This window comes from Kitasatospora herbaricolor (assembly GCF_030813695.1).
GTDB classification, from domain to species: Bacteria; Actinomycetota; Actinomycetes; order Streptomycetales; family Streptomycetaceae; genus Kitasatospora; species Kitasatospora herbaricolor.
Window position 1 is genome coordinate 7,122,888 of the sequence record NZ_JAUSVA010000002.1, and the last position, 15,681, is coordinate 7,138,568.

The following is a 15,681-nucleotide window of genomic DNA, read 5'->3' on the forward strand; positions in this document are numbered from 1 at the left end:
CGTACCCGTACCCGGCCCCGCGGCCGCACCTGTGACCGTCGCACCCGCCCCCGGGCCGGTGCGCACGGCCGCGGGCGTGGCCGCGCGGGTGCCCGTGCCCGTCCCGAACCCCCACACCCGAGACAGGTGGTGCTCGTGACCGAGACAGCGGCCGGCAGGCCCGGCGGCGATTCCCTCCCGAACCCGGACGGCGGGCCCGCGGCCGGCCAGGTCCACCACCCGGACGGCCGGATCGAACTCGATCCCGCCCGGCCGGTGCCCCCGAACGGCTTCACCAACGACGACCTGCTGCCGGTCCCCGTCGCCAGGCGTACCTGGACCACCTACAACTTCCTCGCGCTCTGGGTCGGCATGGCCCACAACATCCCCTCCTGGACGCTGGCTTCGGGCCTGGTCGCGCTCGGCATGGACTGGAAGCAGGCGGTGCTGACCATCGCCCTCGCGAACCTCGTCGTGCTGGTGCCGATGCTCCTCACCGGCCACGCCGGCACCAAGTACGGGATACCCTTCCCGGTCTTCGCCCGGGCCTCCTTCGGACTGCGCGGCGCCAACCTGCCGGCCCTGATCCGGGCCGCCGTCGCCTGCGCCTGGTTCGGCATCCAGACCTGGATCGGCGGCGAGGGCATCTTCCTGCTGGCCGGCAAGCTCTTCGGGGACGGCTGGCAGACCGCGGGGGAGATCGGCGGCCACCCCTGGACGCAGTGGCTGTCCTTCCTGGTCTTCTGGGTGATCGAGATGGCCGTCATCGCCCGCGGGATGGAGGCGCTGCGCCGCTTCGAGAACTGGGCCGCGCCCTTCGTCATCGTCGGCGCGCTCGCCCTGCTGGCCTGGATCACCGTCAAGGCGGGCGGGTTCGGGCCGCTGCTGGACCAGCCGTCCAGGCTCGGCTGGGACCGCGACTTCTGGAAGGTCTTCTTCCCGGCCCTGATGGGCATGATCGGGTTCTGGTCGACGCTCTCGCTGAACATCCCGGACTTCACCCGCTTCGGCGGCAGCCAGCGGGCCCAGATCCGCGGCCAGGCCCTCGGCCTGCCCACCACCATGACGCTCTTCGCCCTGCTCTCGGTGCTCGTCACCTCCGGCTCCCAGGCCGTCTACGGCGAACCGATCTGGGACCCGATCGCCCTGGCCGCCAAGATGGACAACGTGGCCGGCACCCTCTTCGCCCTGCTGGTCGTGCTGGTGGCCACCCTGTCGGTGAACATCGCCGCCAACGTGGTCAGCCCCGCGTACGACCTCGCCAACCTCGTCCCACGCTGGGTCAACTTCCGTACCGGGGCCCTGATCACCGGCGTGATCGGCATCGTGATCTTCCCCTGGAAGCTGATCGCCGACCCGCACGTCTACATCTTCACCTGGCTCGGTGTGGTCGGCGGCCTGCTCGGCACCGTCGCGGGCATCCTGATCGCCGACTACTGGATCCTCCGCCGTACCCGGCTCGACCTCGCCGACCTCTACCGCCCCGACGGACGCTACTGGTACACCGGCGGCTGGAACCGGCGTGCCGTCGCCGCCCTGGTCGTCGGCGGACTGCTCGCGGTCGGCGGCTCCTACGGCGGCCCGTTCCCCGCCGAGGGTCTGATCCCGTTCCTCAAGCCGCTCGCCGACTACGGCTGGGCGGTCGGCCTCGGCTCCGCGCTGCTGCTGCACACCGCGCTCGGCGCCGGCGTCCGGCGTTCCGCCGGAGGCTGACCCGAGCCCGGTACGCCCCTCCCCGCCCTCCCCGCCCGCGCCCGCCGCCGGTGCGTCAGCGGGGCGACCGGCCCCGGTTATTCGATGGATCCGCCCGGTGCGGACTCCTACAGTGACCGGGGCCAGTCGTCGTCACCAGGAGCGGATCATGCGCGTGCAGTACCCTCGCACGCCACATCTGCCCTGGTCACCGGGGGCGACCGCGGACGACGTACGGACCGGGGACCTCTCCGGCCTGCGCGGCGCCGAGGTCGTGGTCACCGAGAAGCTCGACGGCGAGAACACCACCCTCTATCCGGATGGCCTGCACGCCAGGTCCCTCGACTCCGCCCACCACCCCTCGCGCACCTGGGTCAAGGCCCTGCAGGGCAGGATCGGTCCGCGGCTCGCCCCCGGCCTGCGGATCTGCGGCGAGAACGTGTTCGCCCGGCACTCGATCCCGTACCGCGCCCTGGAGAGCTGGTTCTACGGCTTCTCGGTCTGGGACGGCCCGCGCTGCCTCGGCTGGGACGACACCGTCCGCCTGCTGCGCGGGCTGGGCGTCCCCGTCCCGCCCGTGCTCTGGCGCGGCACCTTCGACGAGCGGGCGCTGCGCGCGCTGCGGCTCGACCCCGAACGGCAGGAGGGCTACGTCGTCCGGACGGTCGAGGGCTTCGGACGGGCGGAGTTCGGCCTCCGGGTGGCCAAGTGGGTGCGGCCCCGGCACGTGCGGACCGACACGCACTGGATGCACGCCGCCGTGGTGGAGAACGGCCTCGGGCCGGCCGCCGCGCTCTGGGCGGTGCGCTCCGGGGGCACCGCCGACCCGGCCGCCCTGCGCGCGGCCCTCGGCCTGCCCGCGGGCCGTCCGGAAGCCGGAGCCGGAGCGGGAGCCGGAGCCGAACCCGGAGCCGGAGTTGCACCCGGAGCCGTCGCCGACGCGGCCGAGGCCGCCGTGGCCGACGTCTGCGCCCGCCTCGACGTGCTCGGCCGCTCGGGCGACGCCCGCCTGGCCGGCGTCCTGGCCGCCCTCCTGCACGACACCCACCGGGCGCCCCTGGCGCCCCGGCTGGCCGCCCCGCTCGGGATGGCCGCGGCCCGCCGGGTCGCCGACCTGGTCGGGCTGCACCCCGCTCCGCACCGCCCGTACCCCGACGAGGAGCGCCGCCGCGGCCTGGCCCGGCTCGCCCTCGCCGCCGACCTGGGCACCCTGCACGCCGTCGCGGCGGCCGTCCTGGCCGGCAGGCCGGGCCCCGAGGCGGAGTCGGCGCGCGAGCAGGTCGAATGGTCCGCGCTGCACGCCGAGGAGGCCGGCCTGCTGGCGGAGGCCCCGCTGGAGCCGCTGCGCGCCGGTCTGCGCGAGGCCCTCGCCGGCCTCGGCCCGGAGGCGGCCGACCGCTGCTGGGCGCAGGCCCGCGAAAGCCACGCGCAGGGGCGCACCAGCACCGTCGAGGAGGCGGTGGCGGCCGGCTGGCGCTGGCGCGACGGCGCCTTCCCCCGGCTGGTGCAGCTCACCGGCCCGGCCGGCAGTGGCAAGAGCGCCTTCGCGGCGCGGCTCACCGGCGTCGACACCCGGATCTCGCTCGACGACCTGCGTACCGCCCGCGGCTCCCGGGCCGACCAGCGGGCCAACGGCGACGTGCTGCGCGAGGGACTGGACCGCCTCGACGGCGCACTCGCCGCCGGCCGGACGGTGGTCTGGGACGCGACCTCCCTCAACCAGCACCAGCGCTCCCTCGTGCACCGGATCGCGCACCGCCGGGACGCCCTGATCACCCACGCCGTCCTGCTCGTCGACGAGGACGAACTGGCCCGGCGCAACTCCGTCCGGGACCACCCGGTGCCGCCCGAGGTGCTCACCGGCCAGCTGCACCGCTACAGCCCGCCGTACCCGGGGGAGGCGCACCGGACCTGGTACGTCGGCGCCGGCGGTACCGTCGAGGACACCGACGGGACCCTGTACACCACCGACGGGGCTCCGCACACGGACGGCAGCCTGCGCACGGACGGCGTCCTGCGCACGTACGGCGCCCTGCACGCCACCGGGGAGCGATGATGCGGACCAGCGAGCAGATCTACCACCAGGTGTGCTGGGACGCCCGGTTCGACCCCGCCCGGTTCGTGCTCGGCGTCGGCCGGCGCGCCGCCGGGCCCGAGCGGGTGCCGCTGCCCGCCTTCGTACCCGGCGGCGACATCCCCTGGCACCGGGTGCTCTTCGTCGAGGCCGACGGCGAACTCGTCTGGGACCGCGCCACCGGCCTGGACCGCATCGACTCCACCGGGGCCGGCCGGGTCCGCGAACCGCGCCGCCTGCGCGCCCCGTTCTTCCTCACCCGCACCGCCCACGCCTGGGACCAGGACCGGGACTGGCACCCCGTCGGCGACACCCCGCCGCCGGCGGACCCGCCGGCCCGGCCCCGGCTGCGGCTGCTGACCTGGAACACCCTCTGGGACCGGTACGACGGCGACCGCATCGACACCGCCCGCCGCCGCCCGCTGCTGCTGGCCGCCCTGGAGCGGGCCGACGCGGACGTGATCGCCCTGCAGGAGGTCGAGGCCCCGCTGCTCGCCCTGCTGATGCGGGCCCCCTGGGTCCGGGCCGGCTGGACGCTGGGCACCGACCCGGCCGCGGACGACGTCGAGGACAGCGGCCTGCTGCTGCTCAGCCGGCTGCCCGTCCGGGAGGCCGGCTACCACCGGCTCGGCCCCCACAAGGCCGTCGCCGCCGTCACCGTGCAGAGCGCCACCGGGCCGCTGGTGGTCGCCGCCACCCACCTGACCAGCGATCACACCGAGGACGGCGCGGTCCGGCGGCGGGCCGAACTGGCCCGGATCGCCGAGGGCCTGGCCCGGGTGGACGGTGATCTGGCCCTGCTGGGCGACTTCAACGACGGGTCCGACGGTCCGGCCGGTCCGGCCGCCGTCCTCGGACTGCGCGACACCTGGACGGAGGTGCACGGCCCCGGCGACCGGAGCCCGACCTTCGACCCGGTGGCCAACCCGCTGGCCGCGGTCTCCTCGCTGTCCGGCCGGGCCTCCCGGCTGGACCGGATCCTGCTGCGGCCCGGGCGGCCGCACCCCGTCTCGGCGACCCTGCTCGGTGACACGCCCACCCCGGACGGCCTGCACGTCTCCGACCACTACGGCGTCCGGACGGACCTCGACCTCGACCTCAGCGGGGCGGGGCCCGCCGAGGCACTCGACCTCGCGCCGACCGCCCGGACGGCCGTGGCCTGGCTGCCGCCCGAGGAGCTGTGGCCGGCGATCCAGGAGATCCGCCGCGATCACGACCCGCAGATCGACCGGTGGCCGCCGCACGTCAACCTGCTCTTCGGGTTCGTCCCCGAGTCCGACTTCGAGCAGGCCGCGCCGCTGCTCACCGCCGCTCTGGCCGGGGTCGCTCCGTTCGGCGTCCGGTTGGCCGGGGTGCGGACCTTCCGGCACCGGCAGGACAGCACCCTCTGGCTCGACCCGGCGGCCGAGGACCCTGCCCCCTGGGCGGAGCTGCGGCACGTCCTGGAACAGCGGTTCCCGTGCTGCCGGGGCCGCGCCACCGGCTTCACCCCGCACCTGACGCTGGGCCGGTCCGTCGACACCCGGGTGGTGCGGGCCGCCTGCGCGGCCGGGCTCGGCCCGCTGTCCGCCCGGGTCGGGGAGGTGGTGCTGCTCTCCCGCCGCGGCGAGGAGCCGATGCGGCCGCGTGCCACCGTCGCGCTGGGGACGGGTGAACTGCGCTGGCTGCCCGACAGCGGGCCCCGGCCCGCGGCCGCCGCCCTGTCCGGGTCCGCCGCCCGGACCGGCGCCGTACGCCCGCAGGAGGACCCGGCGGAGAACATCCTCCGCCGGGTCACCGAGGCGCTGGGGGACGGAGCCGTCCAGGTGGTCGGATCACGGCGGACGGGCTGCGCGCCCGAGCATGCCGACCTGGATCTGGTGGCAGCGCTGCCCGGCACCGTCGACCTGGCACAGGTGCGGGACCGGATCGCGGCCGCGCTGCCCGGGGCGAGCCGGCTGCGCGAGGTGACCGGCGCCCGGGTGCCCGGACTGCGCCTGAGCGTCGGGGAGTTGGACGTCGACCTGGTCGTGGTCGGCACCGGCGGTCTGCCGCCGTTCCAGGCCGTGCCCCGGCGGGCCGAGCTGGGCGAGGCGGCCGCGATCGCGCTGAGCGCGGTGAGCGATGCCTCCGCCGTCCTGGCGGCGGTGGGGGAGGACCACTTCGCCTTCGCCCGGCTGGCCGGGCGGGTGAAGGCCTGGGCGAAGGCGCGCGGCCTCGACTCGGCGGCGTACGGCATGCTGCCCGGCCTGGCCTGGACCGTGCTGGCGGCCCGGACGGTCCGGGAGTCCGGTCCGCTCCCGGAGGGCGAGCTGCTACGGGAGTTCTTCGGCACCTGGGCGGCCTGGGACTGGCGGGAGCCCGTCACGCTGGCGGGCCCGGCCGGGCCCGCGGCGGCCGCGCCGGCGTCCGCCGCGGTGACCGTGCTGACCCCGAGCGCCCCGGTCCGCAGCTGCACCGAGCAGGTCGGCGCCGGCAGCGCGGAGCTGCTGGCCCAGGAGCTCTACCGGGCCTGGGAGATCCTGGAGACGGCGGCGGGCACCGGCGCCGATCCGTGGCCCCGGCTGCTGTCACCGCCACCGCTGCACCGGCGGCACGCGGCCTGGGCGGTGCTGACCGTACGGCCGGGCGGGGGCGAGGAGTTCGAGGCCGTCCTGGGCCGGGTCCGCGGCCGGGTCCGGGCCTTGCTCGCCGCCTTGCAGGAGGCCGGCGCGGTGGACGCGCACGCCTGGCCGCACCCGTTCGAGAGCGGCCCGGCGGCGGTCCGGTACGCGATCGGACTGGGCCGCACCCCGCCGGACGCCGCCCGCTTCGCCCCGATCGCCGAGCGGTGGGGCCGCGGCCTGCCCGGCGCCGGCCTGGAGCTGGTGCCCGGGGGATCGGTGCCGACCCTGCGCTGAACCTCGCCCGGGCCCGGCGAGGCCCGGCCGGCCACGGCTCGACCAGGTGCCGAGGTCGTCGTGCCGAGGCCGTGCCGAGGTCAGTGCTTGCGGGCCACTCCGCCGTACATGCTCACCCGGTCCGCGCCCCGGGCCGGCTCCGCCTCCGGGCGCCAGAGCGGGACGGTCACCACCTCCGGCTCCAGCAGCTCCAGGCCGTCGAAGAACCGGCGGACCTCCGCCCGCGAGCGTCCCACCAGCGGCGCCGTCGCCTTGGTGTAGACACCCGTCACCCGGTCGCGGACCTCGGGCGGGATGAAGTCCGCCGTGCCGTGCGAGAGCACCAGGTAGCTGCCCGGTGCCAGCGCCGTCAGCAGCTCCTCCACGATCCGGTAGGGCTTCTCGTCCTCGGGGAGGAAGTGCAGGACCGCGGCCAGCACCAGCGCCACCGGCCGGTCGAAGTCCAGCAGTTCGCGCACCTGGGCGGCCGCCAGGATCCCGGCCGGGTCGCGCAGGTCGGCCTGCAGGACGTCGGTGCGGCCCCGGCCCATGCCCGCCATCAGCGCGCGGGCGTGGGTCAGCACGATCGGGTCGTTGTCGACGTACACCACCCGGGCCCGCGGGTCGACCTGCTGGGCGATCTCGTGGGTGTTGCCGGCGGTCGGGATGCCGGTACCGATGTCCAGGAACTGGTCCACGCCCTGCTGCGCGACATGGCGCACCGCGCGTTGCAGGAAGCCGCGGTTGGCCCGGGCGGTGGACCGGAACTCGGGGTTCGCCGCCAGGGCACGCTCGGCCGCCTCGCGGTCGGCGGGGAAGTTGTCCTTCCCGCCGAGGTAGTAGTCGTACATCCGGGCGGGGTGCGGTATCTCGGGCCGCAGTTCCGCGGAGCCCGCGGCCTCCTGCTGCCGGGCGCTGTTCTGCTCCCCCACGACGACCTCCGCCTTCATCGGCTGTCCCGGGCCGGCGCCGCCGACCGGTCCGGCGCTCTTCCGTCCGATCCGTCCGTGCACAGCCTAGGCGTTGGGACGATCATCCGGTGACCTGACGACCAAGTCGACGCCCGCCGGACGGCCGCCGTACCGCTGCCGTACCACCGCCGTGCAGCTGGTCCGCCGGGCGGGCCGGCGGGCGGCCCGCCCGCTCGGTCACGGGCGGGCCGTGCAACCGCGGACCGCGTCGCCGGCGTCCTACCCGGCAGGCCGGTCCGAGGCGGGCCGAGCGGTGGAGGGCAGGTAGACGTCATGGGTTTTGTCGCGTGGATAGTCCTGGGGCTGGTGGCCGGAGCCATCGCCAAGTTCCTGCTGCCGGGCCGCGACCCGGGCGGCCTGGTGGTCACCACGCTCATCGGGGTGGCCGGCTCCTTCGTCGGCGGCTGGATCTCCTCGCGGGTCTTCGACCGGCCGGTCACGGCCCAGTTCTTCGACCTGACCACCTGGGTCTCGGCGATCGGCGGTGCGCTGGTGCTGCTGATCCTCTACCGGATCTTCTTCGGCAACTCCCGGAGCTGAAAAGCGCCCCAGGGCCGGGCGGCCGGAGCGGGGCCCGGCGATCCGGCCCGGCGCGCCCGGCTCCCGGTCCTCGGGTGCCGGGCACGCCGACGCGTCAGGCCTCGGCCGTGACCCAGCCGGGCAGCTCCTCACGGGCCGCCAGCCAGGCTGCCGGTACCTCGGCCAGGCCCGTCCGGGCGGCGACCACGCCGGCCGCGACGGCGCAGGTGGTGTCCATGTCCCCCCAGCCGGCCAGGGTGTGCCAGATCGCCTCGGGCAGCGAGTCCAGCCGCCCGGCGGCCGCCCAGAGGGCGAACGGCACGGTGTCGGGCGCCGAGATCTGCGAGCCCGAGCCGAGCACCACGGCGGCATGCCGGACCGACGTCCCGTCCGCCAGCCGGGCGGCCACCCGCAGTCCGGAGCGCACGTCGCTGTCGGGCAGCCGGTCGGCGACCTCCGTCAGCAACTCGGCCCGCCCGGGCGCCTGCTGGCCACGGCTGCGCGCGGCGAGCGCCGCCGCCAGCGCGACCGCCACCGCCCCGGCCGTCGCCTCGGGATGGAAATGCGTGGTGAGCGCCTGCAGTCCGGCCTGCTCGGCCACCAGGTCGAGGTCCTCCGCGAACCAGGCGCCGAGCGGGGCCACGCGCATCGCCGCGCCGTTGCCGTGCGAACCCTGGCCGCCGAACATCCCCGCGGTGACCACCCGCCAGTCGGCGCCCTCCTGCACCGCCTGCAGCACCTGGTGCATCGAGGGCCCGTACTTGCGCCCGTACACGGCGGTGTACTCCGCCGCGAAGCCGCGCGCCAACTCGTCCTGCCGCACGGCGCCGTGGTCGATCAGGTGACGGACCAGCACCAGGGCCATCGCGGTGTCGTCCGTCCAGTGCCAGGGCGCCGGCCGCGGCGTCCGGGCGGCCAGCTCGGCCTCCGCCCGGTCGGCCGGGACGGAGAACCACCGGTCGCCGAAGGCGTCGCCGAGGGCGAGACCCCGCAGACTGTCGAGGGCCGGGACGGGCGCGCGCATGGTTCCCTCCTGGGGGAGCGGACGAATGCGGGCCAGTCTGCCGCCGCCGTCCGGCGGCGGCCAGGGCTTTTCCGCCGGACGAGGCGGCGCCCCCGGCGAAGGCCGCCCGGTCAGTGCGAGCGCAGGCCGTTCAGCAGGAGCGACCAGACGGCCTCGAAGTCCTCCTCGATCCTCGGGGCGGACCACTGGCCCGCGTACTCGGGGTCGTGGAAGCGTGCCGTCGCGTGGAACACCGCCCGGGCCGCGTTCCCGGCGTGGGACGGTGTGAACGCCCCCTGGTGGATGCCGTCCTGGAGGATCGAGGCGATCTGGCCGGTGAGCGTCTCGATGTGCGCCTCGACGGTGTCGCTGGCCTCGCCGACCAGGGTCATGTAGGTGGCGAACAGCTCGGGGTCGTCCAGCGCCTTCTTGCGCTTCGCGGCGAAGAGCGTCGCCAGCCAGCGGTGCAGGCGCTCCACGGCCGGACCGCGCTCGACGGTGATGGTGGCCAGCTGGTCGTGCGCCTGGTCCAGCCAGCGCTGGGTCACGGACTCGCGCAGCGCCGCCTTGCTCGGGAAGTGGCGGTACACGCTCCCGTGGCTGACGCCCAGCGCGCGGGCGATGTCCACGACGGTGGCCTTCGCCGGGCCGAACCGCCGGAGGACGTCCTCCGCCGCGCTCAGGATCTGCTCGGGAGTGAGTGCGTTGTCCGTGGTCACGGGGAGGTACGTCCTTACGGGGTGATGCGGCGTGCCGCGCCGGCCCGCCGGCGGCCGCCGGCGAAGGTGGTCACTGCTCGCTGTCGAGGTCGGCCATCTGAGCCGCAGCGTACCTGTCCCCGGCGGCGGACCCGGCCGGGACGGCGGCTTCCACCGCCGCCAGCTCGGCGGCGTCGAGCGCGACCTCCAGCGAGCCGAGGGCCTCGGCCAGGCGGTCCCGGCGGCGGGCGCCGACCAGCGGCACGATGTCCTCTCCCCGCGAGGCGACCCAGGCGATGGCGACCTGTGCCACGCTCGCGCCCTTGGCGTCCGCGATCTCCCGCAGTGCGCTGACCAGCCGCAGGTTGTGGGTCAGGTTCTCGCCCTGGAAGCGCGGGCTGAAGCCGCGGAAGTCGGTGCCGGACAGGTCGCGGGTGTCCTTCCAGTGGCCGCTGAGCAGGCCGCGGGAGAGCACGCCGTAGGCGGTGACGCCGATGCCGAGTTCGCGGGCGGTCGGCAGGATCTCGGTCTCGATCGACCGGGACAGCAGGGAGTACTCGATCTGCAGGTCGCTGACAGGGTGCACGGCCGCGGCCCGGCGCAGGGTCTCGGCGCCCACCTCGGAGAGCCCGATGTGGCGGACGTAGCCGGCCTTCACCAGGTCGGCGATCGCGCCGACGGTCTCCTCCACCGGGACCCGCGGGTCGAGGCGGGCGGGGCGGTAGATGTCGATGTGGTCGGTGCGCAGCCGGCGCAGGGTGTAGGCGAGCGCGGTCTTCGTCGCCGCCGGGCTCGCGTCGTAGCCGAGCCAGCTGCCGTCCGGGCCGCGCTGTGCGCCGAACTTCACGCTGATCTGCACCGAGTCGCGGTCGCGTCCGCGCAGCGCCTCGTGGATGAGCAGTTCGTTGTGGCCCATGCCGTAGAAGTCACCGGTGTCGAGCAGGGTGACGCCCGCGTCGAGGGCGGCGTGGACGGTCGCGATGCTCTCGGCCTCGTCGGCGGGGCCGTAGAGGTCGGACATGCCCATGCAGCCGAGGCCGAGGGCGGAGGTGACGGGGCCGGTGGTGCCGAGGGTGCGGGTGGGCATGTGGGGGTGGGTGGGCGTGGCGGTCATGAGAGGTCCTTGCGCGATGGGTGGAGCGGGAGCGGGTGCGTCCGGGGGACGGGTCGGGGCGACTGCTGTCAACTATGGCGTATCGGATGACAGATTTCAATATCTGTCATCCGACATCCGTCATCGCATACCTGTCGTTCGTCATCCGTGATCGGTTATCGGTCATCTCCCGACGGCGGCGCTGGGCTCACGCCCGCGGCAACTCCGGGGGTCTCCGCCGGGCCTTCAGGCTCCCCGCCCGCCACCCGCGCGCCGGACCGCTCAGTCGGTCACCTGGCTCCCGCTCTCGTACGCAAGCTCCACGTACTCGGGGTGCCGGAGCATCCACGCCTTGATGAACGGGCAGGTGGCCAGTACCGGCAGCCCCCGTGCCCGGGCGTCGTCCAGGGCTGTGCGGGCCAGTTCGCCGCCGATTCCCCGGCCCTCGAAGGCCGGCTCCACCACGGTGTGCGGGTACACCACCAGCCGGTCGTTGCGGATGTACTCGGCGAACCCGGCGAGCGTGCTCCCCGCCCAGGCCTCGAACCTGCCCTGCTCCGCGTTGTCGCGGACCGCGACCGCCATCCCGGACTCCTCTGCTCGACCCGATCCGGAGCCAGGGTCGGCCCCCGGCCATCTTCGAGGCGCCTTCGCCGGCCCGGCGGCAGACTCGCCCGCCCTGGCCGCCGGCCCACCCCTGCGGCCCTCCCGCCGCCGCCCGACCTCCCTTGCGGGGTCCTTGCGCCGCCGCGTCGGGCCCTTGTCCCCGCCTTGCCCGCGCCTTGTCCTCGGCTTGCCCGCCCCTTGCCCGCGCCTTGTCGGCGGGGTGCCGGCGGCGCGGGCGGCCCGCGTCGGCGCCCGCCCGGGCCGGTCGCTCCGGGCGCACAACTCCCGTGGCCGCAACTGCCGGTTCGGCCCTCCGTCTCGTACCGGACGCTGACCTCGTGTCACCCATCCGGCGTGGATCGGGCGTGCCCGGGCCGTTTGCGCTGCCGAACCGCGACGGCAGGTCCATGGTGGAGATGGGCGCGATCCGGCGACCGCGCTCGCGCGCCGATCCAGGCCCGCGCGCCGTGCGCCCTGCGCCGATCCTCCGGCGGGACGTCCGTGGCAGGGTCCGGAACCGGCGTGCTGGGAGCAGGGCCACCTCGCAGGAAACCGAACGGTTCTTCTAGGCTCACGTCTCGGCTACCCCTGCGGCGGTGCCGCCACTGCGCCGTCGCACCGAAGCCGCCGTACACGGGGGCGCCGGATCGGACCGGGGTCACCGGATCGAGCGAGGAGGACGCAATGTTGCCAGTCATGCCGCCCAGCCGTTCCACCACATCCCGGCCGTCCGTGCCGTCCAGGACGACCCGACCACCGGCGGTCTCCACCGTCACCGGTTGTCCCGGACGGTTCGGTTCGTGCGCCGGGCAGGGCGCACCGGTCAGGCCGTCGAGTACCGGCGGCGGCCGGGGAGGCGTGCGTTGAGCCCGCACGCGGTCAGGCCGCCCGTCACCCCCGTCGCATCCGTCACCCCCGTCGTCCCGCTCGGTCCTCTCGCCGCTGTCGCGTCGTCCCCCGCGCTCCCGGTGCCGCCCGTGGCGGCGGCCGGTGCCCGCGCGGTCTCGGCGGCCCCCACCACCGTCTCGTCCGCCGCATCGGCCCCGACCGTCACGTCCGTCCCGGCGAAGCCGGCCACTGCGGCGGATCGTCCCACCGTGGCCGTCTCCACCGCCTCCACCACCTTTACCGCCCCCACCGCCCCCGTCACCCCCACCGCCCCCGTCACCCCCACCGCCTCCGTCACCCCCACCGCCTCCGTCACCCCCGGCTTCTCACTCCAGGGCGAGGCGGACGGTCAGGCGATGGCCACCGCCGCGCTGCCCGGCCTGCCGCGGGCGCTCAGTGCGCGGGCCCGCACGCTCGCCGGTGCCGTCCGGCGCCGGTGTGCGGACCTGGCCCGGATGGAGTCGCCGAGCGGTGACGCGCCCCGGCTGGACGCGCTGGCCGAGGAACTGGTGGCGGGCTTCGAGGCCACCGGTGCGGTGGCCCGGCGTGAACCCGGCCCGGCCGGTGACCACCTGGTACTGACCTGGGCGGGCGAGGACGAGAGCCTGGCCCACCTGCTGGTGGTCGGCCACCACGACACCGTCTGGCCGGCCGGGACGCTCGCCGACTGGCCGGTCACCGAGCAGGACGGCCTGCTGAGTGGTCCTGGTGTGCTCGACATGAAGGCCGGACTCGCCCTCCTGGAGGGTGCCTTCGCCCTGCTGGCCGACCTGGGCCGGCGTCCGCACCGCCCGGTGCGGCTGGTGGTGGTCTCCGACGAGGAGGTCGGCAGTCCGGACGGCAAGCGTCTGGTGGAGCGTCAACTCCCCGGTGCGGCAGCCGTCCTGGGGCTGGAGCCGCCGCATCCGGACGGCCGGCTGAAGACCGCCCGGCGGGGCAGTACCCGGGTGCTGCTGACGGTCACCGGGCGGGAGGCGCACGCCGGGCTCAACGCGGCGGAGGGCACCTCGGCGGTGGACGAGCTCGTCGACCAGCTGGTCGCGGTCCGTGGGCTGGCCTGCCAGCCCGGGACCGAGCTGAACACCGGCCGGATCAGCGGCGGGTCGCGGGCCAACGTGATCGCCGGCCGGGCGGAGGCCGAACTCGGTCTACGCTTCGCGACCCCCGAGGCCCAGCGCCGCACGCTCGACCACCTCGCCCAGCTGACCGCGCTGCGGCCCGGGGCCCGGGTGCGGACGGAGGTGCTGTCCAGCCGCCCGGCCTGGCCCGAGCGTTCGGGCAACCCGCTGCTGCGCCACGTGCGTTCGCTGGCGGCGGCGCTCGGCCAGCAGGTGGACGGCGCGCCGGCCGGCGGCGCCGGTGACACCAACATCGCGGGTGCGCGCGGCCTGCCGACGCTGGACGGCCTGGGCGCGGTCGGCGCCGGCCCGCACGCCCGGCACGAGCACATCCGGGTGGACCAGCTGGCACCCCGGATCGCCCTGCTGGCAGCCCTGTTGGCCGTCCCGCTGCCACGCCTCCGGGAGCGGCCGAAGGGCTAGGCGCCAGGTCCGGGCGCGAACTCCGGACGGCGGGGCCGCCCCCGGTCCCGTTCCAGCCCTCCCAGTGCGGTGGCGCCGCGGCCGGTGGGCCCGTCCCGCCCGTCCCGCCCGTCCCGCCCGTCCCGCCCGTCCCGCCCGTCCCGCCCGTCCCGCCCGTGCCGCCCGTGCCGCCCGTGCCGCCCGTGCCGCCCGGGCCGGCGCGGGCCCGCAAAGGCCCGGGCGAGCCCGGGTGCGGGCCCGGACGGGTCAACCGTCTCCGCCGGTCGCCGCGTCCCGCCCCGCAAGCCTTGTCACGGCGGTGCCCAGCCCGCACAATGGAACCGACCGAACGGTCAGTCGGGATGATCGCCAAGGCCCGGCCACCGTGCCGGGCCGCCCGGGGCGGCGCTACCGAGATGGGAGCCGTGGTGACAGCAGAAGTGGCGGAGCAGGTGCGGACGGAGCGGTTCGAGGCGGTGATCGCCGCCGAGCAGCGGATCGAGCCCCGCGACTGGATGCCCGACGCCTACCGCGCGACCCTGGTCCGCCAGATCGCCCAGCACGCGCACTCCGAGATCATCGGCATGCAGCCGGAGGGCAACTGGCTCACCCGGGCGCCCTCGCTGCGCCGCAAGGCCATCCTGCTGGCCAAGGCCCAGGACGAGGCGGGCCACGGGCTCTACCTCTACGCCGCCGCCGAGACGCTGGGCGTGGACCGGGCCGAGCTGACCGAGAAGCTGGTCTCCGGCCGGCAGAAGTACTCCTCGATCTTCAACTACCCCACGCTGACCTTCGCCGACGTGGGCGTGATCGGCTGGCTGGTGGACGGGGCCGCGATCTGCAACCAGGTGCCGCTCTGCCGGTGCTCGTACGGGCCGTACGCCCGCGCGATGGTGCGGATCTGCAAGGAGGAGTCCTTCCACCAGCGGCAGGGTTACGAGCTGCTGATGACGATGATGCGCGGCACCGAGGGCCAGCGCCGGATGGTGCAGGACGCGGTGGACCGCTGGTGGTGGCCGTCCCTGATGATGTTCGGCCCGCCGGACGGGGACTCGCCGAACACCGCCCGCTCGATGGCCTGGCGGATCAAGCGGCACAGCAACGACGAACTGCGGCAGCGCTTTGTCGACATGTCCGTACCGCAGGCCGAGCACCTCGGTGTCACCCTCCCCGACCCGGCGCTGAGCTGGAACGAGGAGCGCGGCAGCTGGGACTTCGGCGAGCCCGACTGGTCCGAACTGAAGCGGGTGATCCAGGGCGACGGGCCCTGCAACGCCCAGCGGGTGGACCGCCGGCGTCAGGCCCACGAGGACGGCGCCTGGGTCCGCGAGGCGGCCCTCGCCTACGCGGCGAAGCGCCGGGCCGAGGCCGCCCGGGAGCCGGGGCCGGCCGACGGCGGGACTGTACCGGCCGGCCCGGAGCTGCCTCTGGCGGCCCGGGGCGGCGAAGAGCACGGAGAAGCGGCGAAGAGCACGGAGGAGCAGCGATGAACGGGATCCGGGCCGGCTGGCCGCTGTACGAGGTGTTCGTCCGCCCCCGGCGGGGCCTGAACCACGTCCACGTCGGCTCGCTGCACGCGTCCGACGACCGGATGGCGCTGCTCTCCGCCCGCGACCTGTACACCCGCCGCAACGAGGGCGTCAGCCTCTGGGTGGTCCGCTCGGACGCGATCACCGCCTCCGCCCCGGACGAGCAGGACCCGTTCTTCGTGCCCGGCGGCGACAAGGTCTACCGCCACCCGACCTTCTACGACATCCCCGAGGACGTCCCGCACATCTGA

Annotated in this window: 12 protein-coding genes; 7 read left to right on the plus strand and 5 right to left on the minus strand. The window is 75.5% G+C overall.

Annotation, left to right across the window (positions count from 1 at the left end; all coding sequences use genetic code 11):
• Positions 1 to 135 precede the first annotated feature (135 nt).
• The 3 genes from J2S46_RS30955 to J2S46_RS30965 all read left to right on the plus strand — a co-directional run bounded on the left by J2S46_RS30955 (position 136) and on the right by J2S46_RS30965 (position 6,624).
• Positions 136 to 1,692: an NCS1 family nucleobase:cation symporter-1 gene (locus tag J2S46_RS30955; protein WP_370882265.1), complete on the plus strand. Its 1,557-nt coding sequence runs from the start codon at positions 136 to 138 to the stop codon at positions 1,690 to 1,692.
• Positions 1,693 to 1,840: 148 nt separating this feature from the next.
• The gene (locus tag J2S46_RS30960) at positions 1,841 to 3,727 is read left to right on the plus strand and encodes an RNA ligase family protein (protein ID WP_191287854.1); all 1,887 of its coding nucleotides are present in this window, start codon (positions 1,841 to 1,843) and stop codon (positions 3,725 to 3,727) included.
• A complete protein-coding gene (locus tag J2S46_RS30965) occupies positions 3,727 to 6,624 on the plus strand; it encodes a poly(A) polymerase (protein ID WP_191288283.1) in 2,898 nt (965 codons plus the stop codon). Before J2S46_RS30960 ends, J2S46_RS30965 begins: the two co-directional genes overlap by 1 nt.
• Positions 6,625 to 6,704: 80 nt before the next feature.
• Here the strand turns inward: J2S46_RS30965 and J2S46_RS30970 are convergent, their stop codons facing one another.
• Positions 6,705 to 7,553: an SAM-dependent methyltransferase gene (locus tag J2S46_RS30970; RefSeq protein ID WP_191287855.1), complete on the minus strand. Its 849-nt coding sequence runs from the start codon at positions 7,551 to 7,553 to the stop codon at positions 6,705 to 6,707.
• Between the two features lie 294 nt (positions 7,554 to 7,847).
• Here J2S46_RS30970 and J2S46_RS30975 point away from each other — a divergent pair, with 294 nt between their 5' ends.
• Positions 7,848 to 8,114: a GlsB/YeaQ/YmgE family stress response membrane protein gene (locus tag J2S46_RS30975; RefSeq protein WP_190209643.1), complete on the plus strand. Its 267-nt coding sequence runs from the start codon at positions 7,848 to 7,850 to the stop codon at positions 8,112 to 8,114.
• A gap of 94 nt (positions 8,115 to 8,208) precedes the next feature.
• Here the strand turns inward: J2S46_RS30975 and J2S46_RS30980 are convergent, their stop codons facing one another.
• The 4 genes from J2S46_RS30980 to J2S46_RS30995 all read right to left on the minus strand — a co-directional run bounded on the left by J2S46_RS30980 (position 8,209) and on the right by J2S46_RS30995 (position 11,472).
• Positions 8,209 to 9,117, minus strand: coding sequence for an ADP-ribosylglycohydrolase family protein (locus J2S46_RS30980; RefSeq protein ID WP_191287856.1), 909 nt, complete (start codon positions 9,115 to 9,117; stop codon positions 8,209 to 8,211).
• 110 nt (positions 9,118 to 9,227) lie between these two features.
• The gene (locus tag J2S46_RS30985) at positions 9,228 to 9,815 is read right to left on the minus strand and encodes a TetR/AcrR family transcriptional regulator (RefSeq protein WP_191287857.1); all 588 of its coding nucleotides are present in this window, start codon (positions 9,813 to 9,815) and stop codon (positions 9,228 to 9,230) included.
• 70 nt (positions 9,816 to 9,885) lie between these two features.
• A complete protein-coding gene (locus J2S46_RS30990; RefSeq protein ID WP_191288284.1) occupies positions 9,886 to 10,881 on the minus strand; it encodes an aldo/keto reductase in 996 nt (331 codons plus the stop codon).
• Positions 10,882 to 11,169: 288 nt separating this feature from the next.
• On the minus strand, positions 11,170 to 11,472 hold the full coding sequence (locus J2S46_RS30995; RefSeq protein WP_191287858.1) for a GNAT family N-acetyltransferase: 303 nt from the start codon (positions 11,470 to 11,472) through the stop codon (positions 11,170 to 11,172).
• Positions 11,473 to 12,590: 1,118 nt separating this feature from the next.
• On the opposite strand from J2S46_RS30995, the gene J2S46_RS31000 reads away from it, so the two are divergent.
• From J2S46_RS31000 to paaB, 3 genes are all read left to right on the plus strand, one after another.
• A complete protein-coding gene (locus tag J2S46_RS31000) occupies positions 12,591 to 13,922 on the plus strand; it encodes a M20/M25/M40 family metallo-hydrolase (RefSeq protein WP_268255671.1) in 1,332 nt (443 codons plus the stop codon).
• Between the two features lie 395 nt (positions 13,923 to 14,317).
• Positions 14,318 to 15,391, plus strand: a complete 1,074-nt coding sequence (paaA, locus tag J2S46_RS31005) for a 1,2-phenylacetyl-CoA epoxidase subunit PaaA (RefSeq protein ID WP_229911975.1) — start codon at positions 14,318 to 14,320, stop codon at positions 15,389 to 15,391.
• Positions 15,388 to 15,681 (plus strand): 1,2-phenylacetyl-CoA epoxidase subunit PaaB, encoded by a 294-nt coding sequence (paaB, locus tag J2S46_RS31010; RefSeq protein WP_191287859.1) that lies wholly within the window; start codon positions 15,388 to 15,390, stop codon positions 15,679 to 15,681. The genes paaA and paaB overlap by 4 nt, the downstream gene beginning before the upstream one ends.